Source organism: Leclercia sp. EC_58, assembly GCF_019584355.1.
Lineage (GTDB): Bacteria > Pseudomonadota > Gammaproteobacteria > Enterobacterales > Enterobacteriaceae > Enterobacter.
The window spans coordinates 1,408,124-1,433,446 of record NZ_VDAM01000001.1 but is presented as its reverse complement, the minus strand read 5'-3'; the positions used below and the strand labels follow the sequence as shown (position 1 = coordinate 1,433,446).

General features: G+C 53.0%; 20 protein-coding genes and 1 pseudogene. 7 read left to right on the top strand and 14 right to left on the bottom strand.

Annotation, left to right across the window (positions count from 1 at the left end):
* The first annotated feature begins 82 nt into the window (after positions 1 to 82).
* The gene (gene lysC, locus FHC51_RS07010; protein ID WP_220435185.1) at positions 83 to 1,432 is read left to right on the top strand and encodes a lysine-sensitive aspartokinase 3; all 1,350 of its coding nucleotides are present in this window, start codon (positions 83 to 85) and stop codon (positions 1,430 to 1,432) included.
* A gap of 31 nt (positions 1,433 to 1,463) precedes the next feature.
* On the opposite strand, the gene FHC51_RS07005 is transcribed toward lysC, so the two are convergent.
* Positions 1,464 to 2,690, bottom strand: a complete 1,227-nt coding sequence (locus tag FHC51_RS07005) for an RtcB family protein (RefSeq protein WP_220435184.1) — start codon at positions 2,688 to 2,690, stop codon at positions 1,464 to 1,466.
* A 188-nt stretch (positions 2,691 to 2,878) separates the two neighbouring features.
* Here FHC51_RS07005 and rtcR point away from each other — a divergent pair, with 188 nt between their 5' ends.
* The 3 genes from rtcR (at position 2,879) to FHC51_RS06990 (ending at position 5,819) form a co-directional block, all read left to right on the top strand.
* Positions 2,879 to 4,459 carry an RNA repair transcriptional activator RtcR gene (gene rtcR / locus FHC51_RS07000; RefSeq protein WP_220435183.1) on the top strand — a complete coding sequence of 527 codons (1,581 nt, stop codon included), beginning with the start codon at positions 2,879 to 2,881 and terminating at the stop codon, positions 4,457 to 4,459.
* A 110-nt stretch (positions 4,460 to 4,569) separates the two neighbouring features.
* The gene (panS, locus tag FHC51_RS06995; RefSeq protein ID WP_220435182.1) at positions 4,570 to 5,514 is read left to right on the top strand and encodes a ketopantoate/pantoate/pantothenate transporter PanS; all 945 of its coding nucleotides are present in this window, start codon (positions 4,570 to 4,572) and stop codon (positions 5,512 to 5,514) included.
* Positions 5,515 to 5,576: 62 nt separating this feature from the next.
* The gene (locus FHC51_RS06990; RefSeq protein WP_220435181.1) at positions 5,577 to 5,819 is read left to right on the top strand and encodes a DUF3811 domain-containing protein; all 243 of its coding nucleotides are present in this window, start codon (positions 5,577 to 5,579) and stop codon (positions 5,817 to 5,819) included.
* Here the strand turns inward: FHC51_RS06990 and FHC51_RS06985 are convergent.
* A pseudogene (locus FHC51_RS06985) lies at positions 5,813 to 5,911 on the bottom strand (IS1 family transposase); the annotation flags it as partial. The gene FHC51_RS06990 and the pseudogene FHC51_RS06985 overlap by 7 nt on opposite strands.
* 395 nt (positions 5,912 to 6,306) lie before the next feature.
* Positions 6,307 to 7,725, bottom strand: a complete 1,419-nt coding sequence (locus FHC51_RS06980; RefSeq protein WP_375373816.1) for a DUF4832 domain-containing protein — start codon at positions 7,723 to 7,725, stop codon at positions 6,307 to 6,309.
* A gap of 236 nt (positions 7,726 to 7,961) precedes the next feature.
* Here FHC51_RS06980 and FHC51_RS06975 point away from each other — a divergent pair, with 236 nt between their 5' ends.
* Positions 7,962 to 8,888 (top strand): hypothetical protein, encoded by a 927-nt coding sequence (locus tag FHC51_RS06975; protein ID WP_103177927.1) that lies wholly within the window; start codon positions 7,962 to 7,964, stop codon positions 8,886 to 8,888.
* Positions 8,889 to 9,009: 121 nt separating this feature from the next.
* Positions 9,010 to 10,026: a UDP-glucose 4-epimerase GalE gene (galE, locus tag FHC51_RS06970; protein WP_220435179.1), complete on the top strand. Its 1,017-nt coding sequence runs from the start codon at positions 9,010 to 9,012 to the stop codon at positions 10,024 to 10,026.
* Positions 10,027 to 10,065: 39 nt separating this feature from the next.
* Here the strand turns inward: galE and FHC51_RS06965 are convergent, their stop codons facing one another.
* The 11 genes from FHC51_RS06965 to proP form a co-directional block, all read right to left on the bottom strand.
* Entirely contained in the window at positions 10,066 to 10,473 is a 408-nt protein-coding gene (locus FHC51_RS06965) for a hypothetical protein (RefSeq protein WP_220435178.1), read from the bottom strand.
* A gap of 2 nt (positions 10,474 to 10,475) precedes the next feature.
* Positions 10,476 to 11,588 carry a glycosyltransferase family 4 protein gene (locus FHC51_RS06960; RefSeq protein WP_103825459.1) on the bottom strand — a complete coding sequence of 371 codons (1,113 nt, stop codon included), beginning with the start codon at positions 11,586 to 11,588 and terminating at the stop codon, positions 10,476 to 10,478.
* A gap of 1 nt (position 11,589) precedes the next feature.
* The gene (locus tag FHC51_RS06955; protein WP_220435177.1) at positions 11,590 to 12,801 is read right to left on the bottom strand and encodes a glycosyltransferase family 4 protein; all 1,212 of its coding nucleotides are present in this window, start codon (positions 12,799 to 12,801) and stop codon (positions 11,590 to 11,592) included.
* Complete coding sequence (locus tag FHC51_RS06950; RefSeq protein ID WP_220435176.1) at positions 12,801 to 13,799, bottom strand: glycosyltransferase family 2 protein; 999 nt, start codon at positions 13,797 to 13,799, stop codon at positions 12,801 to 12,803. Before FHC51_RS06950 ends, FHC51_RS06955 begins: the two co-directional genes overlap by 1 nt.
* Positions 13,796 to 15,172 carry a capsular biosynthesis protein gene (locus FHC51_RS06945; protein WP_220435175.1) on the bottom strand — a complete coding sequence of 459 codons (1,377 nt, stop codon included), beginning with the start codon at positions 15,170 to 15,172 and terminating at the stop codon, positions 13,796 to 13,798. The genes FHC51_RS06950 and FHC51_RS06945 overlap by 4 nt, the downstream gene beginning before the upstream one ends.
* The gene (locus tag FHC51_RS06940) at positions 15,169 to 16,380 is read right to left on the bottom strand and encodes a lipopolysaccharide biosynthesis protein (RefSeq protein WP_220435174.1); all 1,212 of its coding nucleotides are present in this window, start codon (positions 16,378 to 16,380) and stop codon (positions 15,169 to 15,171) included. Before FHC51_RS06940 ends, FHC51_RS06945 begins: the two co-directional genes overlap by 4 nt.
* Positions 16,377 to 18,503 (bottom strand): polysaccharide biosynthesis tyrosine autokinase, encoded by a 2,127-nt coding sequence (locus FHC51_RS06935; protein WP_220435173.1) that lies wholly within the window; start codon positions 18,501 to 18,503, stop codon positions 16,377 to 16,379. Before FHC51_RS06935 ends, FHC51_RS06940 begins: the two co-directional genes overlap by 4 nt.
* 2 nt (positions 18,504 to 18,505) lie before the next feature.
* Positions 18,506 to 19,063 (bottom strand): polysaccharide biosynthesis/export family protein, encoded by a 558-nt coding sequence (locus FHC51_RS06930; protein ID WP_103825453.1) that lies wholly within the window; start codon positions 19,061 to 19,063, stop codon positions 18,506 to 18,508.
* A gap of 1 nt (position 19,064) precedes the next feature.
* On the bottom strand, positions 19,065 to 20,351 hold the full coding sequence (locus tag FHC51_RS06925; RefSeq protein WP_220435172.1) for an outer membrane beta-barrel protein: 1,287 nt from the start codon (positions 20,349 to 20,351) through the stop codon (positions 19,065 to 19,067).
* Positions 20,341 to 21,756 carry an undecaprenyl-phosphate glucose phosphotransferase gene (locus tag FHC51_RS06920; protein WP_114388144.1) on the bottom strand — a complete coding sequence of 472 codons (1,416 nt, stop codon included), beginning with the start codon at positions 21,754 to 21,756 and terminating at the stop codon, positions 20,341 to 20,343. Before FHC51_RS06920 ends, FHC51_RS06925 begins: the two co-directional genes overlap by 11 nt.
* 405 nt (positions 21,757 to 22,161) lie before the next feature.
* A complete protein-coding gene (gene proP / locus FHC51_RS06915; protein ID WP_114316117.1) occupies positions 22,162 to 23,664 on the bottom strand; it encodes a glycine betaine/L-proline transporter ProP in 1,503 nt (500 codons plus the stop codon).
* 657 nt (positions 23,665 to 24,321) lie between these two features.
* Between proP and kdgT the strand changes: the two genes are divergently transcribed.
* The gene (kdgT, locus tag FHC51_RS06910; protein WP_114316118.1) at positions 24,322 to 25,317 is read left to right on the top strand and encodes a 2-keto-3-deoxygluconate transporter; all 996 of its coding nucleotides are present in this window, start codon (positions 24,322 to 24,324) and stop codon (positions 25,315 to 25,317) included.
* The last annotated feature ends 6 nt before the right edge of the window (positions 25,318 to 25,323 follow it).

Genomic DNA, 25,323 nt, shown 5'->3' with positions numbered 1-25,323 from the left:
CACGGTATTTGCGCCTGCACCGATAAAACTATTTTGTCCTTGTGCCATGGTCGCTCTTTTCCTTCCCTGACACGAGGTTGTTATGACGAGTTTTGTTGTCGCCAAGTTTGGCGGTACCAGCGTGGCCGATTTTGATGCCATGAACCGCAGCGCCGATGTGGTGCTGGCCGATCCGAATACCCGGCTGGTGGTGTTGTCTGCTTCGGCGGGCGTCACTAATCTGCTGGTTGCCCTGGCAGAAGGGCTGGAAGCGAGCGAGCGCCAGGCGAAGCTGGAAGCGCTGCACAAAATTCAGTTCGATATCCTTAGCCGCCTGCGCGATCCCAGCGTCATCAGCGAAGAGATTGAGCGCCTGCTGGAAAATATCATCACCCTGGCCGAAGCTGCCTCGCTGGCGACTTCCACCGCCCTGACCGACGAACTGGTCAGCCACGGTGAGCTGATGTCGACCCTGCTGTTTGTCGAAGTGCTGCGCGAGCGTAACGTTCAGTCGCAGTGGTTTGACGTGCGTAAAGTGCTGCGCACCAGCGACCGTTTCGGTCGTGCCGAGCCGGATATTGAAGCCATTGCCGAACTGACGACCCAACAGCTGGCACCGCGTCTGGCGGAAGGGATTGTCATCACCCAGGGCTTTATCGGTAGCGAAGCCAAAGGCCGCACCACTACGCTGGGCCGTGGCGGCAGCGACTACACCGCAGCCCTGCTGGGTGAGGCTCTGCGCGCCTCCCGCGTGGATATCTGGACGGACGTGCCCGGCATCTACACCACCGACCCGCGCGTGGTGCCTGCCGCCAAACGTATTGACGTGATAGCCTTTGAAGAGGCCGCCGAGATGGCGACCTTCGGCGCGAAAGTGCTGCATCCGGCCACTCTGATGCCTGCGGTACGCAGCGATATCCCGGTCTTTGTGGGCTCCAGCAAAGATCCAAAAGCGGGCGGCACTATCGTGTGCAACACCACCGAAAATCCGCCGCTGTTTCGCGCCATCGCCCTGCGTCGCAAACAGACCCTGTTGACCCTGCACAGCCTGAGCATGTTGCACTCCCGCGGCTTCCTGGCCGAGGTGTTCAGCATTCTGGCGCGCCACAGCATCTCGGTTGATCTGGTCACCACCTCAGAGGTGAACATCGCCCTGACGCTGGACACCACCGGCTCAACCTCCACCGGCGATACCCTGCTGACGCAGTCCCTGCTGATGGAGCTTTCTGAGCTGTGCCGCGTCGAGGTGGAAGAAGATCTCGCCCTGGTGGCGATCATCGGTAACGAGCTGTCCCGCGCCAGCGGCGTGGGCAAAGAGGTGTTTGGCGTGCTGGATCCATTTAACATCCGCATGATTTGCTATGGCGCATCCAGCTACAACCTCTGCTTCCTGGTACCAGGCCATGAAGCCGAGCAGGTCGTGCAGAAACTGCATCATAACTTGTTTGAATAACAAAAAAGGGCCCGGTCAACCGGGCCCTTTTTTATCCTTTTACACATACCACCTGGCGCAAGGTATGGACGATCTCGACCAGCGAGGCCTGCGCCGCCATGACGGCATCGATGTCTTTATAGGCCATCGGTATCTCATCGATAACCTCGCTGTCTTTTCTGCACTCGACGTGAGCCGTTGCGCGAACCTGATCGGCGACGGTGAAGCGTTTTTTGGCCGCCGTGCGGCTCATCACCCGCCCTGCCCCGTGGCTGCAGGAGCAGAAGCTCTCTTCATTTCCCAGGCCGCGCACGATAAAACTTTTCGCCCCCATTGACCCGGGGATGATCCCCATCTCGCCCTTCTGCGCCGACACCGCCCCTTTGCGCGTCACCAGGACCTCTTCACCAAAATGACGCTCTTTCTGGACATAGTTGTGATGGCAATTCACCGCCTCCTGCTGCGTGAGGAAAGGCTTTGGCACAATACGCGAGAGCGCGGCCAGCACGCGGGACATCATCACCTCGCGGTTATGGCGCGCAAAATCCTGTGCCCACTCCACGGCTTCGATATAGTCGTTATAGTGCCGGCTCCCCTCCTGAAAATAGGCCAGGTTTCTGTCAGGCAGGTTGGCAATATGCTGCTGCATATCCTTCTGCGCCAGCGTGATAAACACGTTGCCGATGGCATTACCCACGCCACGCGAACCGCTGTGCAGCATGACCCAGACGCGTTGCTGCTCATCCAGGCAGATCTCGATAAAGTGGTTCCCGGTGCCCAGCGTCCCCAGATGCTGATGGTTATTGGTTTTCAGCAGTTGCGGATATTTATCCGTCAGGCGTTTGAAGCGCGGCGCCAGCCGGGCCCAGTGGTTATCCACCTCATCCGGCGTCTTTGCCCATGCTCCCTTATCGCGATGGGAGCGGGTATTGGTCCGCCCGTGCGGCACCGCCTGTTCAATGGCGCTGCGCAGCCCGTGAAGGTTATCCGGCAGGTCGCCTGCCAAAAGCGATGTTCGTACGGCAATCATCCCGCAGCCGATATCCACCCCCACCGCCGCCGGAATGATAGCCCCTTTGGTGGGGATCACGCTGCCAATGGTAGAGCCTTTTCCGAGATGCACATCCGGCATCACCGCCAGATGTTTAAAAATAAACGGCATCTTTGCGGTATTGAGCAACTGCTCGCGCGCCTCTGGCTCAACGGGCACCCCGTGCGTCCACATTTTTACCGGTGCGCCGTGCTGCGTCGTTAAAACGTCAAAATCAGTCTGTTTCATTATGCTCACCCTCAGGGCTATCTATTACTGAGAAGTATTGCCAGAAGCGTGCCAGAATAATCACCCTCAACATAAAAAACATATCTCATTGATTGTATTATTCTTTATTCATCTTCCCTCTTAAAGCGTTGCCTGACTCGCAGAATTTTTTTATCTTTTGATATCGGATTTTATCTTGCAGGATAAACATGAAAAAGCGGCGAGTGGTTATTGGGGTACTGGGTACGGTGATGGATAAGCGCGGCAAGCGGGCTAACCGCTTACGTAAATGGCGCCCAACGGTCGCGCTTTGCCTCCAGCCCGATCTGCCCGTCGACAGGCTTGAGCTGCTCCACCAGCCGCAGGACCGGGGGATGGCGGAACAGATAACGGAAGATATCAGCCAGCTTTCCCCCCATACCACCGTGCACGCATGTCCCGTTACCATCGCCGATCCCTGGGATTTTGAGGAGGTCTACGCCGCCTTCCTCGACTTCGCCACACACTATAAGTTTGACACCGAGCATGAAGAGTACCTGGTGCATATCACCACCGGTACGCACGTGGCGCAGATTTGCTGGTTTTTGCTGACCGAAGCGCGGTATCTCCCCGCCAGCCTGATCCAGACCGGCCCTGCCAGCAGGGAGGCGCCAGAAGAGGCCGTCCCCGTCGGACGTTATTCGATCATCGACCTGGATTTAAGCCGTTATGCCACATTGACCAGCCGCTTTCAGCGTGAACAGCAGGAATCCGTTTCGTTCCTGAAAGCCGGGATTGATACCCGCAATGCCACCTTCAACACCCTGATCGATCAGATTGAGCGTGTGGCGCTGCGCTCAACCGCCCCTCTCCTGCTGACTGGCCCAACGGGGGCCGGAAAATCGTTTCTCGCCAACCGCATCTACCAGCTTAAGCAATCCCGTCATCAGCTTTCCGGCAGGCTGGTGGCAGTAAACTGCGCCACGCTGCGGGGCGACAATGCCATGTCGACCCTTTTTGGCCATGTCAAAGGGGCTTTTACCGGGGCAGTCGCCGCCCGCGCCGGGCTGCTGCGTGAGGCCGACGGCGGCGTGCTGTTCTTAGATGAGATTGCCGAACTGGGCCTCGATGAACAGGCCATGCTGTTAAAAGCTATCGAAGAAAAAACCTTCTTCCCATTTGGCTCCGATAAAGAGGTCAGGAGCGATTTTCAGCTGATTGCCGGCACGCACCGGGATATGCGCCAGTGGGTGGCGGAAGGTCGTTTTCGCGAAGATCTCTACGCCCGTATCAATATGTGGAGTTTTGCCCTGCCCGGCCTGGCGCAGCGCCGGGAAGATATCGCCCCCAACGTGGAGTACGAACTGCAACGCTTTGCGACCGAAGCACAATCGCAGGTTCGCTTCGACAAAGAGGCGCGCGAGCGTTATCTACGTTTTGCTGACTCTCCGCAAGCGTTATGGCGCGGTAACTTTCGTGAACTGGGCTCTTCTGTGGCGCGAATGGCCACGCTTGCCGAGCAGGGGCGCATCACGCTGGCGTTGGTTGAGGAGGAAATTGCCCGTCTGCTTAGTGACTGGCAGGCTGTTTCGCTACCGGCTACGGCAGAAATGGCGATCGACCTTTTCGATTTGCGTCAACTGGAAACCGTGCTGGAGGTCTGTCGCCGCAGTGCCTCCATGTCTGAGGCCGGACGCGAACTTTTTGCCGTCTCGCGTTTGAAAAAAGCGAATCCTAACGATGCCGACAGGCTCCGCAAATATCTGGCCCGCTTTGGCCTGAGTTGGAAGAGCGTACGTCAGCGATCATGAATATTATTTGATTGAACAAAATTACTTAGCACGATAAACAATATCTCTAAGCCGGGCTCGATCCCGGCTTTTTAATAACGAAACAACACAACAAATCGCAAGGAATCCGTATGTTATCCGCCATCACCCGGCTGTTCCCGTTATGGGCGCTGCTGCTCTCTGTTATAGCCTATTATACGCCCGCCACGTTTACCCCTGTCGGCCCGTGGGTCACCACGCTGCTGATGCTGATCATGTTCGGCATGGGCGTGCACCTGAAAATCGACGATTTTAAACGCGTCCTGTCGCGTCCCGCCCCGGTTGCGGCGGGGATCTTTCTGCACTATCTGATGATGCCCCTGGCGGCATGGGCCCTGGCTATCGCCTTTAAGATGCCGCCAGACCTCTCCGCCGGGATGGTACTGGTGGGCAGCGTGGCCAGCGGTACCGCCTCCAACGTGATGATCTATCTGGCGAAAGGGGATGTGGCGCTGTCGGTGACTATCTCCTCCGTCTCCACCCTGGTTGGCGTGGTAGCGACCCCGCTACTGACCCGTCTGTATGTGGATGCCCACATTCAGGTGGATGTGATGGGAATGTTGCTGAGCATTCTGCAAATCGTGGTGATCCCGATTGCGCTGGGGCTGGTGATTCATCACCTGTTCCCTCGCGTGGTAAAAGCCGTTGAGCCCGCTCTGCCCGCGTTTTCAATGGTATGTATTCTGGCGATCATCAGCGCCGTGGTCGCCGGTTCTGCGGCGCATATTGCCTCTGTCGGTTTTGTGGTAATTATCGCCGTGGTGCTGCACAACATTATTGGCCTGATGGGCGGCTACTGGGGCGGAAAGCTGTTCGGCTTTGACGAATCCACCTGCCGCACGCTGGCGATTGAAGTGGGGATGCAGAACTCCGGGCTCGCCGCAGCTCTCGGCAAAATCTACTTCTCGCCGCTGGCAGCGCTGCCGGGCGCGCTCTTCTCAGTATGGCATAACCTTTCCGGCTCGCTGCTGGCGGGTTACTGGTCGGGTAAGCCGCTCGAGGGGCAAAAGAAAAGCGATGTGGTGAAGGAAGGTTAATTCACTTCGCCGCAGCAAAGGCATGCTTTACACTGAAGCCTCTTTCACAGGAGGCTTCAGGTATGTCCACACCAAGATTGACCCAGAAAGAGATGACGGAAAGCGAGCAGCGCGAACTGAAAACCCTGCTCGACCGCGCGCGTATCGCCCATGGCCGTCTGCTGACCAACGCCGAAACCAATCACCTCAAAAAAGAGTACATCGACAAACTGATAGCGCAGCGTGAGCTGGACGCCAAAAAAGCCCGCAAACTTCGAAAAGAGCAGGCTTATAAAGTAGATAAGGTAATGACTCCAACTTACTGATAGTGTTTTATGTTCAGATAATGCCCGATGACCTTGTCATGCAGCTCCACCGATTTTGAGAACGACAGTGACTTCCGTCCCAGCCTTGCCAGCACAGATTGTCTGATAAATTGTTAAAGAGCAGTGCAACGCGGCTTTCGCTCACCGTTGCGAGGTGGCGTATATTACGCTTTCCTCTTTCAGAGTCAAGCGATTATTTTCGCTTTTTTCCTCAACCGGCCCGGCTGTTTGTGTGAAGTGATTCACATCCGCCGTGTCGATGGAGGCGCATTATAGGGAGTTCTCCGGCGCCCGCAACCCTTAAATGTCATAAAAATGACTGACTGCTGCATTCCCCAGCAAAAGCCCGCCTTATACCTGCTTGCCCACAGAGTTATCCACAAAGAGAACGATATTCTTCGTCAGGAAGCGCGGGAAAGGGCTTCCTGAGCGCATCGGGAGAAGCTTTCTATATAGAAGAAGCTTTCTTTATATAGAAAGAAACTGGTCAGTTAATCACGATCGACGAGAGCCTGTACCAGCCGTCATTGAGTTTCCCCTCGTTAGCCAGCTGAATACGCGCTTTGTTGTGTTTATCCATCAGCGCCACGTCCAGTTGATAGCGCCCCGCCGCAAGGTTACGCGGAGTAGCCAGCTGATAAGCCGAACTGTGCCTCCCCGGCAGCCACTGGCGGATGTCATCCCCGGCGCTGCCCTGGGCAACCGTGCCCCCGCCATTATCCTGCAGCCGCCAGGCCAGGATATAACGCAGATAAACGGGCGCCACGCCATCATTTGACCATTGGCTATTGAGCGACAGGGCCTCTCCTGCATGCACGCTCGCCGGATGGGTCAGCGATACCACCCGGAAGCGGTAGCCTATTTTGGCCAGCGCCTTGTCGACGATATCGCGATAGGACTTCGGTATTTCGGTAGATTTAATATTCAGAGTGCTGGCATGCTGCGCCAGCGCCCAGTCAAAGGTGGCCTGTACCTCTTGACGCGTATACTTCTGCTCGGTCAGCCATTCCGCCATATGACCGCAAATCTCCAGGCTGACAGGCGCTTTTTTCCATGCCTCGTTGAACCCCGGCCAGGCTGACTGCGCCGCCGCGATACGTTCCGGGTAATCTGTGGCCATGTGACTCCAGGTGGGGCTGAAGTTGCGCCAGTCTCCCCAACAGTCCGCCCGCCAGCCAGCCCCTTTTTTTGCCGCATAGGCCACGGAATCATAGCCGTTAATCAGCATGATTTTAGGTGTGTCAGGGAAAGCGCTGAAATGCATATCAACGTATTGGTTGAGCAGCGCGGACGGATAGCGCTCCTGTAACGGCGGCAGGTTCGGGAAATTGCTGTTGTGCCACTCTCCCCATGCGCCGACCATCCCGATATCGATGAACGCCAGTTCCGGGTTATTGTTATAGCGCGCGCCAAATGCCTGCAGCAGGCGCCGGGCATAAGCCATATAGATGGGATCGTCCAGATCGGGGGAAAAGGTTTTGTGATCCGGTGTCCAGGTGCCTTTGATCCCTTTATCGATAAGCCATTGGGGGATCTCTGAGCCCGACTCCGGCCCATCAAGGATCATAAACCGCAGTCCGACATTCATGGCTGGCTGATGCGCGGCCGCAGCAACAAACCCCTCATCTACCAGCGCAAAATTGTACTGCCCTTCTCGCGGCTCCACTTCGCGCCAGTAATAGCGTCGATACTCAAGTCCCGTCGCCGGGTAGTCGGCAATGCTTAAGTCCTGATCGTGAAAACGGGCAACACCGTTTCCCGGGTTTGCCAAAGGGCCGTTAAGGGCGGGCGGATTCACCGTTTGTAACCTGTCTGCGCGCTCCGCCCAGGCGCCCCCTGAAAGGAATAGCAGTGCTCCGGCGACAAGAAGTAACAACCGCTTTTTACGGCGTGGCAGTTTGTTAATGCACATTAAATACTCCTTTCCCCAGAGTGTTACGTCCAACAGAGAAGATTTTATTTCACACGATATATTCCCGGACTCACCCAATATTACTATTTCCATGCGTAAACGCTGGGCTAATGTTGATATGTTACTGCGCGGGAAGAGCGAGTGTTATGATTCACCTTTCATACTTCTGGGACTAAAGACACCGCTTATTTCTGAGTTTATTCATATTTACTCATGAGTACCATGGTAAAATGTTCAATAAAAATAACAGAATAATCAAAAAGCTGTTCTTCCATGAGTCCTGGGACATTATGGTCATCAACAGTCACGGCCAGCATGTTTTCCCGGAAAACACGCTGGATATTCTCTGTAATGCGAAAGCACGGCAGCTTGATAAAAAATATATTTTCCAGGCCGATCCTTTTATTATCGATAAAGGTGAGCGGCTGTATGTTTTTTATGAAGCTTTCTCCTTCCTCACCTCAAAGGGGGTACTGCGCTGCCGTGTCCTTAATAAAGATCTGGAGGAGATAGAGGACGTTAAGCTCGAGGGGTTTGACGATTTAAAATGCCACCTCTCCTTTCCCTTCCTGTTCGAACTCGACGGCAAACTGTTTATGATCCCGGAATCGGCAGAGCGGAAAGAGGTCATTTTGTTCCAGTCGGTTGATTTTCCCGCGCGCTGGGAAAAGGTGAAAGTTCTGGTTTCCGATATGGCCGTGACGGATAACGTGATCTTTGAGCTGAATGGTGTGAATTTCATGGCCTCCACCACCATGGACAATGAACTGGTGATCCACACCTCAGACGCTATTCTCGGTGACTGGCAGCAAATTTCTCCTGACCTGGATATCTGTAATATGCATGCCAGAGGCGCCGGAAAGCCCTACTCGATCAACGATAAAACCTACCTCTTTACCCAGGAGTGCAGTGCTGGGTTTTATGGAAAATCCATATTCATCAAGGAATTGACCAATCTGACGCCGCATAAATATGAAGAAAAATTGGTCGGTAAAATAAGCCCCTCGATTAATAACAGTGACGGTATCCACACGTTAAACTTTACCGATAACTATATTGTCTACGATACAAAACACCTGACTTTCAGCCTACTTTCCACCCTTAAAAAGCTGGCTTATAAAGTGATGGTGAATCACCGAAAGCGTCTTTTTAGCTAAGTGACAATATCGGTATTCAGAACTAATCTAACCAGAGTGACAGGATAAAACACTGTAAAAGAGCTCCCCTGCTCCGCCACGTCAGTGCGCGGGCCACTGCTGGCTTTTTGAGGGCGTTAATATGGCGATTCTGGTTACGGGCGGTGCAGGCTATATTGGTTCACATACGGTACTGGCATTACTCGAGCGGGGAGAAGAGGTCGTTGTCATTGATAACCTTTCAAATGCCTCGCAGGAGTCATTAATCCGGGTTGCAGAATTAACGGGCAAACGGCCAATAGTCTGTATTGCTGACATTCTGGATCGCGACGCTTTAAAAACCCTTTTCACTCAACACCGCATCACCGACGTCATTCACTTCGCTGGTCTTAAATCGGTTTCTGAATCTATTGCACACCCTCTCGCCTATTATGAAAATAATGTGGCCGGGACGATGGTGCTTCTACAGGAAATGCAGCAGGCGGGTGTGCCCAGCCTTATTTTCAGCTCCTCGGCCACGGTTTATGGCAATCCCGATACCGTTCCCTTAAGCGAAAAGTCCCCTACTGGCGGTACAACTAACCCATACGGCACTTCCAAGCTGATGGTGGAGCAGATTTTGCGAGATTTCGCGGCGGCGCAACCGCAATTCAGGATCACTTGCCTGCGCTATTTTAATCCGGTGGGGGCGCACCCTTCCGGACGCCTGGGCGAAGATCCAAACGGGATCCCCAATAATCTTGTACCCTATATTTCTCAGGTTGCTATCGGCAAGCTGCCGTGTCTGACCGTCTTTGGCAATGACTATCCCACGCCTGATGGAACGGGCATTCGTGATTATATTCATGTGATGGACCTGGCCCACGGCCACCTGGCGGCGTTGGATCATAAAGACGAAGGGGATGCCTTCAAGGTCATCAACCTCGGTACCGGCGTCGGTTATTCGGTGATTGACCTGATCAAAGCATTCGAAAAAGCGGCGCAGACCAGAATCAATTACCGCATCGTTGGCAGGCGATCCGGCGATGTGGCAGAGTGCTGGTCAGATTCATCGCTGGCGCGCCAGCTCCTCGGATGGCAGGCGACGCGCAATCTAGATGAGATGATGCGCGACGCATGGAACTGGCAGAAGAACAATCCCGGCGGCTATAACACCTAATTACCTGCAAGCTAACAGGTGCCATAAGGCACCTGTTAATTACTGATACTTCAGGTTAAGCCACCAGTCCCAGATCCCGACGTGAAAGTGCTGGAACAGGTCTATCCCCAACGCCGATTTGATCATATAGAGCGTCAGCAGCACGCAACACAGCAGGAACAGTGTGGCAAACAGAATGAGAAAAGTGACCACGATACGCGACAGCTTTGACTCCGGGCGCGTACGCGTGCGGAGATCCCGCCCCAGTAAAAACACCATATAGAGGCGTTTGCCGAAGAAAGGGAAACTTTTACGGATATCGATCCGGTGCCGCGACGCCAGGGTGATCGAGACGATCGCGCTCTCGATCTCCTCTTTTTGCTCAGGCGTCAGCTGAGCGGTCACGTTCTTATCAAGCACTTCGTAAAAACGATCGATAACGATCGGGTTTCTGGGCTTACTGGTCAATTTTAACCTATTGATTTGTCTAATCTGTGGTAAATGGAGACGGTTTTCCTGGCGATTTCATCCCAGTTGTAACGCTTCAGAAAATCGCCGTAATCAACGCGGGGCAAATGCGCCTGACTTGCCATTTTTGCTGCTAAATCAGCAACGTTTCCCAGCTTAAAACTGGTCTCATCCGGCAAACCGACCTCGAGGTTCGGCAGAATATCGCTCACCACCACTGGCAGGGAATAGGACATCGCCTCAAGTAGCGCAATGGGTAAACCCTCATGGTACGACGGCATCACAAAGAGCGACGCCTGAGAGAAGACCACCTGCAACGCCTCGCCCTTTAAAAACCCCGTCATCACCACGCCAGGCGTGTCAAACGCGAGCTGTTTCAAACGCAAACTGTATTCAGAGGGATGATCCGCATCCCCCACCAGCACCAGCGGCAGCGTCAGGCCCGACTGTTGGTATGCGGCGATGGCATCATGCATCCCCTTCTCTTCAACAAAACGCCCGACCATCACAATGTAGCGCCCTGGCTGCAAATCATACCGTCCGAGGATCTTATCGATTGTCTCTTTATCCAGCGGGCCCGGCACGTTAACCCCGTTATAAACCAGATGCGCATCATAACGGTGGTATTTCTGCTGGATCAGCTGGTTGATCACCTCGGAGATCACAATCACTTCGTTGGCATACTTCACCGCCACTTTCTCGCCGAGCATGAGGATTTTTTTCGCCGTCTTGCCCCACTTCTGGCGATCGTAATCCGGCCCGTGATGGGTAAAGACCACGCGTTTACCCAGCAGGCGTAACAGCGGCACCACGAGGCCCGGCCCGATAGCGTGAACATGAACAATATCGGATCGATCGACGAATGTCCTCAACGCAGCAATAACAGAGTGCACAATGGCCTCAAAACTGCGTTTTTTGGGCGCCCACAGCGCCAGGGTCTCCACGTTTTTGTAGCGTGAGCGCCGGTAGGGTACGTAGGGTGACCGGGCAATGACGCAAATCTCCACCTCATACTGCTGGCGGATAGCCGGGTAGAGATTCTGACAATGGGTTTCAACGCCGCCTAAGACATCCGGGATGCCGCGGGTACCCAACACCGTGATTTTTTTTGCCATGTTATCGCCCGTCGAGCAGCTCGCGGTAGAGCGCCTGCAACGTCTCCATGTGCTTACGCAGTGAGTATTTCTGGCAAAGTCGTTCGCGGCCTTTCTGCCCCATCTCCCGGGCCTGCTGCGGATTTTCCGCTATCACGTCCAGCGCATCGGCCAGATCCTGAGCGTTGCCAGGTTCAAACAGCAATCCTTCAATACCGTGTCGTATCTGCTCCGGGATGCCGCCAATGCGCGCCCCCACCACCGGGCGGGCGAACGACATCGCCTCCAGCACCGCCATGGAGCAGTTCTCATAACATTCAGAGGGCAGCACCACCGCCCGGGCATGTTTAATCAGCGCATCCAGCTCCGGCCCTTGCTGCACATAGCCGAGGAACTCCGCATGGGGAAAGGTTTTTACCATATCGTCATACAGCGGCCCGTGGCCGACCACCTTTAACGGCATTTTATTCCGCATCAGCTGATGCGCCTGGGTCAGCGTCGGCACCCCTTTTTCACGGCTCAGGCGTCCGACATAGAGCAGATAACCTTCGTCCGGGCCCTCTTCCGGCTGCTGACTATCGTCGATACCGTTCACGATGACATCGATACGGGAGTCCGGCAGCGAGCGCCTCAGCTCGTTACGCAGAAACTCGCTCGGGGAGACAATCACGTCCAGCGCCTGATAATTTTGCGCGATGTACTGCCAGGTCGCTTCTAACGACAGCAGCAGACTCTTCGCCGCCGAGCCCTCCTGGCAGCGATAGCGAAACGCATTAAACACGCTGCCGGTCACGCAGGCATCACACACCTTGCCGTCACGCAGCATGGAGTAGGAGGGACACATAATTTTATAGTCGTGAGCGGTTAGCACCGTCTTACAGCCGAAATCCCGGGCGACTTTAATCAGCGCAGGCGTCAGCTGATGATAAATATTGTGGAAATGGACGATCTCCGGGCGCGTCTGTTGCAGCAGCGCCAGCATTTTTTTGCACGCTTCCCGGTTGTGAATAAAGCTGATAGCGGTTTTTGCTCCCGCCAGCAGGCCGCCCTCTTGGTGGTAATCCACATTAGTGACGAAGTAGTCCGCATAGTCAGAGGGAAAATTTTTCTCGTGCTGCATTGAGAAATCAATTACCTCCACCCCGGCCTCTTTCAGCATGTTACGTTCCTGAAAATAGACCGTTTCAGCTCCTCCTTTAATAAAGAAGAACTTATTCACCAGTAAGACTTTCATTACTCTACCTGCTCATGAATAACTTTATTGCCCGGTGGCACCCTGGGATCGCGAAGGGGGTGGAAAAGGCCTTTGACCAGCCCGGCAGAGAGCACCGCCAGATTGATCACGCTGTTGAGGCCGTTTTTTAATGAGCGGTTGCGAATGGTTTTCAGCAGGATGAAGGCCAGAAGCGGCAGCAACGCAATGTCGATCAGGCTGACGTCGAAAGTGAAGAACACAATCAGAACGATAAAGATGTAACTTGCGAAAATAACTTCGTTTTTCACCAGCATCAGCGCATCACGAAACCAGGGCTTGCCCCATGCGCTGCGCAGCAGTTCTCCCGGCGCCTGATGAAACCCGCTCTTCCAGCGATAGCGCAGCATTTTAAAGGTCGGCATGGTGTAGGAGGTATGGCGGAAATAGGGCACGTTCAGGCGATGCAGCTTATAGCCCGCGGTCAGCAGGCGAATGCCCAGCTCCGCCTCTTCATAGGCGTGCAGGCTGCGGTTGGTCAGATAACCGATGTCGGCAATCGCCGACAGGCGATACAGGCCGCCACCGCCTAAATGGTCGCAGTCGCCCAGCGGATAGATCTTATTGATGCGCTGTTTGCGGGAGGTAAATTCATAGTTTGAGGCGTCGTCCATCTCCACCGTACCGGCCACGCCAGCATACTCAGGGTTTTCCTGCAGAAACGCCACCGCCTGATCGATAAAGCCCCGCTCCAGCTCCATATCGCCATCCATCAGCAGAATGAACTCCCCTTCGCTGTGAAGGTAGCCCAGCTGATGCCCGACACCGCAACAGCGGTCTGCCGGTTCGGTTAACGACACCACCATCACCCCTTTATTGCTGGCCAGCTGCTGGGTGTTATCCGTAGAAAGACTGTCGGCAACGATAATTTTATGCGGATACTCCACAATCTGGCTGCGAATACTGTCGATGGTCTTCTCAATACATTCAGCTTCGTTAAACGTTTTAATACTTACGGTAATAAACGGTTTGTACATCAATAGAGCCCCGTATAACGGCGTACGGTCCGGCGGATAATCAAGCTGGAACCTAAAGATAAATAGAATAAGAATTGCAGCATTGGCACGATCATCAGTATCTGACTGTAGGGCAGACTAAGCAGACAGGCGATGGCAAAAACATTAAATGCCGGTGCAAAGCTCAGAAGCTGGAGATCTTGTTTATCAATTTGGTCAACGGATAACAGAGGTTCAGGCTGAACCACTTTCAGTATATAAATAAATAGCCCAATAAATATAAGTGTGCCCACCACGCCCACTTCCCAGAGCAGCATACTCATGGCGGTACTGTCGAGGATCAGGTTATAGACCTGATTCAGGAAACCTGGCGAGAGGAAGCTGCCGCTGTTGGTGGCATTCAGCCCATAGCCGAACAGCGTGCCTGGCAGCCCCGACAGGTCGTTATGCTGGAGCCAGAACGTCAGGGTGGTAAAACGCCCAATCTCCCCGCCTGGCAAGATGAAATTCGGATCGAAAATATAGCTGAGTGAACCAAAGAAAACCGTGAACGGGTTTTCTGACATGTCGATGCCATAGGCTGCGGTATAGCTGTAGGCGAGAATGACAATGGCCAGCCCGATTAACAGTACCATCGCCGCCAGAATGGAGAGCAGCACGGCTAAATTCACCTTACTCGCCTCTTTGACCCAGGAGGACATAAGCCACACCCAGCCCAGCAACAATGGCGACAGCAGGATCACGAATTTCACTTCACCAATAATGCACATCACAAACCCCAGCGCGATATGCAACGCCATGTTTTTAAAGCTGGTCAGCCCATGCTTATACTCCGAAACCTTCAGCAGCATGATCAGCAGACAGAACAACCCCATCGCCGCGGTGTTGCCGCCGCCCATCGGGTCGCCACCGAACGTCCCCACCACCGAGTCCCATTTTTCCTCTTCGCCGCGTAACGCCACGCGCTGCGGCACCACAAAGAGGAGCTGGTAGAGCGCAACCGGGAACTGGATATAAAAAATCCAGTACAGGCCGCGCGTCACCTGATAGATCTGCGATTCCCGGCAGAAGCCCAGCAGCAGACAAAGCATCACCAGCGAGAGCGCAATCTCATTCTTAAACCCGATAAGGGTAATCAGCGCCCCGCCCTGAAACAGGGTCGAAATCCCCGCCAGCACGATAAACGAGAGATACAACGTCAGAACAATCGCTTCCTGCGCATCCAGCCGCACGGGTTCATGGCGGGTCTGAAGCACAAGGAAACCGGCCATCAGCATCGTCATAAAGAAGGGGAGCCACAGCACCGCCAACTCACCGGTGAAGTACTGCACCAGCCCGATGAAGATGAGGGTCAGCAGGGTGAAGGTTTGTAAGTAATGTCCGGTATTAAGATTCATGATGCCACTGACCCGTTTTTCAGAATGTCGGCGCGCTTATTCACCTTCAGGTAGATGAAGGCGTAGCGAATGAACGTCAGAATCGAAAATAAGATGATGGAGGTCGCATAGTCATTGTAGACATACGGCACGATGACAAACGCGATGACCACGATCGCCAGTTGCTCCAGCTGGATCCGCAGAAAATAGCGATGGGAGCCGAAAATCAGCTCAATCACCGTCAGCGGACAAACCGCCAGCGCCGGGAAGAGGTAGGGCAGCATGTAGCGCGAGGTCGGCACGGAGGCGATCCACTCCTCGCTGAACCCAAGGTTCATCACAATCGGATAGAAGATGAAGACCCCCAACGTGCAGATCACACCCAGCACCAACAGCAGCAGGCGGACCTTCGTATACTCTTCGTAGTTGAAGACGTTGTTTCTGAAATCAATCGACCATTTCGAGAAAATGGTGTTCCGCACCGCATTGCCGACAATCACCACCGGGGCCAGGCAGAAGCGGCTCACCACCGAGAAGTAGCCCGCCGTTAAGGCCGAGAACCAGAAGTTGATGAGCATGATCGGCAGGTTGTTATTAGCCATCGCCAGCACTTCGGCACTGCCCACTTTGGTAATGTGGTGAATATTTTTTTTCAGGAACGCCAGGTTACTGGAGGGCCACAGGTGATGCAGGGTGACGGTGCGAATATCAAACGCTCGCAAGATGCAGGCGCTGGTCAGTGCCATCATCAGGATCGCCCACATCCAGTAAAAGGCCATCACCTGGTGGGTGAGCAGCACGGAGACCACCACCACCACCGAGACAGAGATGCGTTGCACCACCAGAAAGCGAAAGTTTGCCGTACGCAGCGACAGGTTCTCGGCTATCAGCACCCAGGTATTCGAGAGCGTGAGCAGGTAAAGAAAAAGCATATTCTGGTGAAACAGCCAGCCCGTCAGCACCGCATAAGGAATGGCGATGGTCAGGCTTTGCAGGAGACAAAACACCACATTCTGGGCCAGCTCGTCATCCTGTTGTCTGGGGATCAACAGCTGCGAGGCAAAGGTGCAGACCTGGGCCCCAATCAGGGCAATACTGTAGTTGAGCGCGTAGAGCCCCACTTCGCGAAGATCGTACTTATGCGAAATGAGCCAGATCGACAGGGCACCAATCAGCTGTGAAATAACTGATGACCCTGCGATCGTGGAGGCGCTCTTGAGAAGACTCATGCCCGGCCTGTGTTATTCATCAGTTCATGCGTATGGTAGTTAAGTGAACGCAGTCCCTCTTTACTCTCCAGATTTTTATCCACGACCTGGTTCAGCACGCCGCCGATAATCACATTGTGGTGGTGGGTCGCTTTCTCAATCGCCGGTCCAGTGGTGTCGGCGGTGTTCAGACCCGCTTTGAGGACAAAGATCAGGCCGTCCGCCACCTGGTTAACCAGCTGCACTTCCTGGCTCTGATTCACGGCGGCGACATCGACAATGATGCGCTGGTAGCGGCTACGCAGCGAATCAATCAGCGGTTTTAACCGTTCAGGCGACAGCAGCAGCAGCGCAGAGACCGGCGTATTGCCGCGCGGCAGAAAATCGAGATTATCGTTGATCTTCACCAGCACGTTGTCGGTCGCGTTGTCGCCGCGCAGCACTTCTGCCACGCCAGGCGCCTTCGGTGAACCCAGCTCGCCCGACAGCCCGTCGCTGTTAAAGAAGTCCATATCGATTAGCAGCGTTTTCTGGTCGAAGCTGAAGGAGCTCGCCAGCAGATTCGCCAGCAGCGTCCGCCCCTCGCCGCCTTCCGCCGACGTCACGGTAATCACCTGCAGCGGATGGCTGCTGAGCATGATCTGCGTGCGCATGCTGTGAATAACGTCCGCGTTCAGCGGATCGCTCATCATCAGATCGCGGATTTTGCTGCGTCCGCCCACGCCTTTAAAGCGGCGGATCTCACCCAGCGGCATCAGATTCAGTCGTTTTTGCATCTGGCTGAGGGTGTTCACCGACTTGTCCGTGGCCGTTTTCACCATGATGTACATCACGTAGAAGAGCATCACCAGCAGCACAATCATCAGCATCAGCAGCGGCTTGTTCGGTTTAGCTGGCTGCGCTGCGGGCACGGCAGGATCGTAGATCTCCGCATCCGCATCGGAATAAGAGCCGGGTAGTGCCAGCTCCTGCGTGCGCTGATAGGCCATCTTGTACATCTCTTCGGTTTTATCCAGCGCCAGCTTGAGATCGTTGTAGCCGTCACGCTTCAGGGAGAGCTTCTGGAAGTTCGCTTTCTGCTCTTCCAGCTGCTTCTGGTAATTTTTTTCGTCCGCCAGCGCCGCCTCGTAGGTCTGGCGTATTCCAGCCTCCTGCTCCCTGAGCGTCATCGCCGTTTGCGCCTGAATGGCACTGATACGCGCCCGGGCCTGGATCACTTTGTCATGCTGGGGACCGTAGGATTTCTCCAGTTGGGAAAGCTCGCTGTTGGCCTGGATCAGGGCAATGCGTAGATCCTGGATCTGGGCGTGATTTGAGATGGATGGCAGCGAAATGACTTGCCCCCGCGAGCCACCGGAGCGGATTTCGTTATAAACAGACTCCGCCGCTACCCGACGCTCGGTCGCATTCGCCAGGCGGTTGGTGATAATGCCCATCTGCTCCGTTTCAAAGCCATCAACGCCACGGAAGGTCAGCAGCCCCTCTTTTGCCAGATAGCTATCCAGCGCGGTCTTTTGCTGCACCATTTGCTGCTGGAGTTCCTGCAGCTTCTGCTGGTTATCTTCCCTCGCCTTCGCCGTTTTTTGCTGCTTGAGCGCAAGGGTGTAATTAATAAACGACTCCGCCACGCCATTGGCGATATCCGCCGCCAGCTGTGGCGAGGTGGATTCATAGGAGACGGTAGACAAATGGGTCGTACGCACGTTGCTGATCGTCAGATCCTTCTGCAGCGTTTTCAGGGCATGATCAACACGCTGCTGTTCATTTGCAGGCGTTGCGCTGCTGCCAGCCCCCTCGCCGTTAAACGCCGGGTTTTGATCGAGTTTCAGCGTGCGAATGGCTTGCTCAAGCACCACGCGCGATTGCATCAGCGCGTTTTGCGTTTCGTAGTACCCGTTACGGGTGGAGTCATAGCCTTCCACTTTCTGGAAAGGTGAAACATTGTCCGGCTGAGCTTTAATCAGTACCGTGGCAGTGGAAACATACTTCGATGACATCAAACTCATTAATGGCCAGGCAATCGCCCCGGCAATCACGCCGGAGAGAACGATTTTCCAGGAATTCTTTTTAATTTCTCTGGCAAATCTGGCGATATCGATAGCGCTTTCTCGCTTTTTGCCATTTTCCACTATTGATAGTTTCATGGTCAGAAGAACCCTATGCCAATAATTACGAGATCGCCCGGGAGAACGGAGTGGGTGACATCAACGTTTTCGAGTAACTCACCGGAGGATGATTGACGAATGCTGAGATCCGTACGGTCTGCCCGGTCGGTATAACCCCCCGCAAGCGCGATGGCTTTTTCCACGGTCATACCCGGCTCATAGGAATAGCCATTCGGGTTCTCAACTTCACCAGAGATATAGAACTTACGAAATTCGGCGATATTTACGGTCACCATTGGATTAAGCACAAAGCCATTACGCAGGCGTTGCGTAATCTCTGCATCAACCTGACTGGCGGTTTTGCCCTTTAATTCCAGCTTGCCAATATAGGGGTAATTAATAGCCCCACTATTATCAAGTACTACTTTCATGGTCAGGTCAGGTTGACCGGCAACGTTAATGTTGACGATATCCCCGGAGCCCAGTAAATAATTTGCTGTATCGACCACACTATTGTCCTTTAACGTCGGCTGCGGTGATTTACAGCCAGCAAAAAGGACACTGAGAAGTAAAAACGCGCACAGTTTCATTATTTTCATTTTAAATCTGAACCTTAGCTGTAAGCATAATCAAAGATTGATCGTAGCCCAACGTTTCAGTCACCACGCGATCGTCGTTAGGGCCGATGGTAAAGGTATCGGTATCTTTATTAGACTTAAGCGTATCTAGATGATATTCCACACCAAAGTTAATCGATGGTGTGAGGTCATAACCTACAATAAATGAAAACACGCCATTCTTGTCGTGACGGTCCTTGTCCTGGTCTTTGTAGTCTTCTGTTATGTATGCATAATCAAGCAACGTCGTTAACCGGTTGTTCATCCAAAAATGTTTGTATGAAACGCCGTACTCCGTAACTAAATTATATCCTCCCGCTTCGGAAGGGTCTTTAATACTTTGGGATGTTCTTAACGTAAAAAGTGACTGTTGGAGAGGTCGCCATTCACCCAAAATATCCCAGTTAATCCCGTTAAAATCCTTCGACCCAGGGTTATTTTCAAACGTTTTATAGAGCCACGACACGTTCATATCAACGTTCGTTTTGCCCGTCAGCTGCGACTGAATGCCATAACGCAAATAGTATTCATTACTGTCTTTTTCTGACGCATGGCCATAGCGAAACTGGTTGGTAATAAAACTATAGCGAAAACGCGTCTTAGAGGTGTATTGATCGAAAATTTCTGCGATCAGCGTATTTTCGTCCCACTCCTGTTCGCGAATATATTGTGCAAAGTCCTCATCCTTGCTTTCAACCTGGCCGGTATTGCCGAAGGTCCACTTGCGGTGTATCAACGCCAGGTCTGCCCTACCACGGCCATCTGGCGCACCGTAACTATAGCGCAGCTCACCGTTGAACAAATTGGTGGTTAACGGTGACCTCACGCCAAATTGCCGGAACTGTTCGGGCAGGAACCCTTCCGTCACGCCGCGCCCGCGCTCCTCATGGCCAAGGGAATCTTCCAGATTCAGGGTCAGGCCATGCATCAGCCCAAAACGCCAGTCGCCTTTAAAGCGGAAAAAGTGATCGTCATAATCATCCGCAGAATCGCTCGAGTAGTGACGATAATCCCCGGAGTACATCAGCAGGTACTTATCCTGACCTCGCTCCCCGTTCATGCTCAGGACAGGCTTGAGCCCCTGGAAGTCAGAGCCTTTTTCATCGCTGTCGTGAGGCTGGAAAGTCACGTTATCGTTGTGTCCATACTCCACCCCAACGTTGCTCTGAAAGTCGATGCCCGCCCAGCCGATATGTGATTTTGGCGTTAATTCTGCTAACGCGACCGGAGACGCTATCATCCCAGCGATAATAATAATTTTAGTATGCATTCTTACCGACAAATCCCTTAAAAATGGTTTTAATGATGATTTTTATATCTAACCAAAAGGACCAGTTCTGAATATATTCAATGTCGTACTGGACTCGCTTTTCCATTTTATATAGCGCATCAATTTCGCCACGATAGCCATTAATTTGCGCTAAACCTGTGATCCCAGGCTTTACTTTATGGCGAATCATGTAGTTTTCGACCTGCTTACGGTAAAGCTCGTTGTGCGCCACAGCATGGGGCCGCGGGCCGACAATCGACATATTTCCTTGAATAACATTGATGAACTGCGGCAGTTCATCCAGAGACGTCCGACGTAAGAATGCTCCAAAGCGCGTGACCCGGGGGTCATCTCGTGTCGCCTGTATCACCGTGTCGGTATTTTCCATGACTTTCATGGTCCGGAACTTCCAGACTTTGATCTTCTGCCCGCTCAGGCCGTAGCGATCCTGTTTAAAGAAAACCGGGCCGCGCGAGGTGAGCTTGATGCCGATGGCAATGACGATCATTAACGAGACAATCATTACCATAATCGCGCTGCCCAGCACCAGATCTTCTGCGCGTTTAATAAACGAACCTCCGCCATCCAGCGGCGAAGTGAAAATACCGATCGTTTGTAAGTTATGGATGGAGCGTATCTGCGATGTATTGGTACTGTAAGCGTAAAAATCTGGCACGATGTACGTATTGACAGTGGTGTCGGACATCATGGCTAAAAAATGGCGTATACGTTGCAGCGCCACCATCGGCAGGGCTATGTAGATTTCATCCACTCTGCCCGCCTTCGCCTCCTCCACCAGCTTGATCACCGGCCCGTTATACGGGCTGGTAATTCTTTTCGCCAGTTCACCCAGCCGTTCCGGGCCACGTTCATCGTAGAAGGCCAGCTCCAGCTGCACATCCGCATATTCCAGGCGCAGGGCCTTTTCCGCCGCCAGGCCGTTATCGGTGATCCCGATAATCGCCACTCTGATACGCTTTTTAGCCGACAGCTTAAAAATAATCAGCCGAATCACATAAAGAAAAGGGATCGGCGAGGCATACCAGAGCGGCATTGCCGGGATATTTCGGACATCAATAAAGCTCAGGTAACCTAAAGAATATAATTTCGCGACTAAAATGCGCACCATGCCGATAAACAGGATGGCTAAAAACGCCGTCAGAAAAAGACGCCGCTGGTTACGTAATTTATTGTTTTTAGGTCGATACAGATAACACTCAGTGTACTCACCAAACAGTAAAAAGGTAATGGAGTACAACAAGCTGATCAAAATCACAGTGTCGAAAGACTCCATTTTCAACCACCAACCACTGAGCATCAGAATTAAATTAATTGAGAAGAAATCAATTAATTTAATGAATACTGAGTAACCTCCATGGGTGATCTTCTGCGAATTTCTCAGCATGTCCTGACCTACTTATAATTAAGCATCGGTATTATTTTTTTTGTGCTAATTGCACCAGTAAGCGTATTAAAAATAATAAAATGCTGTTTCGCGCAAGAATACGTTACCGAAAAGATTCAGCATCTCAGGGTCTGGCTGCATTCATAACTATGTTGGTGTAAAACCCGGCATACACATCTCTCATAGCGCTCTGAGCGTCGATTTTTTAGAGGCATCTGCTTATATACAGCGTAAGCACTATTCAATCAAAGCGCCAATAAACTTTAGTCGTATTCCTTTTCGGTATGAAAAAAAACGATTACGCAGGCAAAATCAGGAAAACCATAGAAAATATGATCTACCTTATATGCTGTGACGTTATGGTGACGAAAGACGCAAAACCCGGCCGAAGCCGGGTTTTGTTATTTACTCATTGATGCGGGGATGTTGATCGACCAGGCGGGAACGCTTCGCCTGCAGCTCGGCAATTTCAGCATCGATATCTTCTATCTTCTGCTCAATGTTGTCGTGGTGCTCACGCAGGATCTCTTTCGCTTCCTGAAGGTCAGACGCAGCAGGCGTCGCCCCTTTCAGCGGCAGGTTCGCCGTCTCTTTCATATAAATGCCGGTGACCAGACCGATGACCGCAATCACCATCAGGTAATACGCTGGCATCATCAGGTTCTGGGTACTCTCTACCAGCGACGCCGCCAGAGTCGGGGTTAGACCGGCGATCAGCACCGAGATATTAAAGGCTGCCGCCAGCGCGCTGTAACGAATGTGGGTCGGGAACATCGCCGGCAGGGTGGAGGCCATCACGCCGATAAAGCAGTTAAGGATCACCGCCAGCATCAGCAGGCCGGCAAAAATCAGCCCGATCACATTGCTGTTGATCATAATGAAGGCCGGGATAGCCAGCAAGAACAGCGCGACACTGCCGAAAATAATGAAGGGACGACGGCCAAAGCGGTCGCTCAGCAGACCCATGATCGGTTGGACAAACAGCATCCCCACCATAATGGCGATGATAATCAATACGCCGTGATCTTCCGAGTAGTGCAGGTTATGCGACAGATAGCTCGGCATATAGGTCAGCAGCATGTAATAGGTCACGTTGGTGGAGATCACCATACCGATACAGGTCAGCAGGCTGCGCCAGTGTTTGGTGGCAATTTCTCTGAACGAGACTTTCGGTCCATCCTGCAGGCCCTCGCGGTCGCCCTGCTCCAGCTTATCAACATGCTGCTGGAACGCCGGGGTCTCTTCTAACGCGTGACGCAAGTAGAGGCCGATAATGCCCAACGGCAGCGCCAGGAAGAACGGAATACGCCAGCCCCATGAGAGGAAGTTCTCTTCACCCACCACGGTAGAAAGCAGCACCACCACGCCCGCGCCTAGCACGAACCCGGCAATGGAGCCAAAGTCGAGCCAGCTGCCCATAAAGCCGCGCTTACGGTCCGGGGAGTACTCGGCAACGAAGATCGACGCACCGGTATATTCGCCCCCGACCGAGAAGCCCTGTGCCATCTTACAGAGCAGCAGCAGGATCGGCGCCCAGATACCAATACTGGCGTACGACGGGATCAGACCAATACAGAAGGTACTGACCGACATAATCACAATCGTGATGGCGAGGATTTTCTGACGGCCATACTTATCCCCCAGCATGCCGAAGAACAGGCCACCCAGTGGTCGGATAAGGAAAGGAACAGAGAAGGTCCCGAGGGCGGCAATCATCTGCACGCTGGGATCGGCATCCGGGAAGAAGACTTTACCTAGCGCATAGGCCACGAAGCCATACACACCAAAATCGAACCATTCCATCGCATTACCGAGCGAGGCGGCGGTGATCGCTTTGCGCAGTTTGCTGTCGTCAATAATGGTGACGTCGCGCAGGGTGATCGGTTTAACTTTTTTCCTTTTAAGCATTGCTATCCTCATAGACTAAGCCCAGTCCTCACCACAGCGCTGAAAAATGCGCTCTATGGAACCCGGGAAGCGCCTCATGCGCATTCTCGTCTCTCAAGCGTAGCAGGTTTACTTACACTGACCTTTCGGACCGGTACAACCGAACCTGTTGACGCCTGTCTGGGCTGTGAATGACAGCCTTTACCCTACCAGCGTTTATATGTGTGATCAACTTCACATAATTTTTTCTGGTTATCACCAGAAGTGTCAAAACTGTAAATTCATGTCCATCAGTTGTTTCTTATGTCTGGCTCGGTAAATATCCTTTCAGCCGTTATTATTTGCTGTGAAATCAAAAAAGAACGACATTATTTTACAATGCATTTACAGCGGTTTTAATAATCAAGAGGCAAATATCGTGTTTCCTCAAAATATGTGACGCAGATAACTAAAACACTGTTTTATTTTCATTGAATCATCATTCCAACGATCGCATCATAAGCCCGTCACAACGAGTCTGGTGGCCTTTGAGTGAAGGCTTAAAAAAACCAAACTGGTTATATCTGCTGTATGAATGACGAATCCGCTGACGCTACAAGGTCACAATTCGTTGAATTCATTAGATTATTAAATATCACTTGTCCGCTGGCGATGCGCGATGAGATGTGAGGGTTGATGATGAAGATTAAAGCCGCGATTGAACGCATCCCCGGAGGGATGATGCTGGTTCCGCTGGTACTGGGTGCAATTTTAAATACCTTAGCGCCTAATACTGGAGCCTATTTTGGTGGATTCACCAAAGGCATGATTACCGGCACAGTACCGATCCTTGCGGTCTGGTTCTTCTGTATTGGCGCTTCCATTAATTTACGTGCAACGGGCACGGTATTACGTAAATCCGGTACCCTGGTCATTACCAAAATTGCCGTGGCGTGGATTGTGGCGATGGTTTGCGCCATGTTTATTCCGGAAAACGGTATTCAGACCGGCTTCTTCGCAGGCCTCTCGGTGCTGGCGATTGTCTCTGCAATGGACATGACCAATGGTGGCCTGTATGCCAGCCTGATGAACCAGTACGGCACCAAAGAGGAGTCCGGCGCCTTCGTTCTGATGTCTCTGGAATCTGGCCCGCTGATGACCATGCTGATCCTCGGCTCCGCCGGTCTGGCCTCCTTTGAACCGCACCACTTTGTCGGCGCCATCCTGCCGTTCCTGATTGGCTTTGCCCTCGGCAACCTGGATCACGATCTGCGCGACTTCTTCAGTAAAGCAACCCCGGTTCTGATCCCGTTCTTCGGCTTCGCGCTGGGTAACACCATCAACCTGAACGTAATTCTGGATACCGGCCTGCTGGGTATCGTGCTGGGTGTGGCGGTTATCATCATCACCGGTATTCCACTGATTATTGCCGACCGCGTTATCGGCGGCGGGAATGGTACAGCGGGTGTCGCCGCCTCTTCCGCAGCAGGCGCTGCGGTGGCAAACCCGGTGATTATCGCCCAGATTAACCCGGCGTTCGAACCGGTTGCCGCCTCCGCTACCGCGCTGGTTGCAGCAAGCGTCATCGTCACGGCGATTCTGGTGCCGATTATTACCGCGCTGTACGCCAAACGCTTTGGCAACGTCCCAACCACGACCGAAGAACAGCGCCCGGTTGAATCACTGCACCATTAATACCTG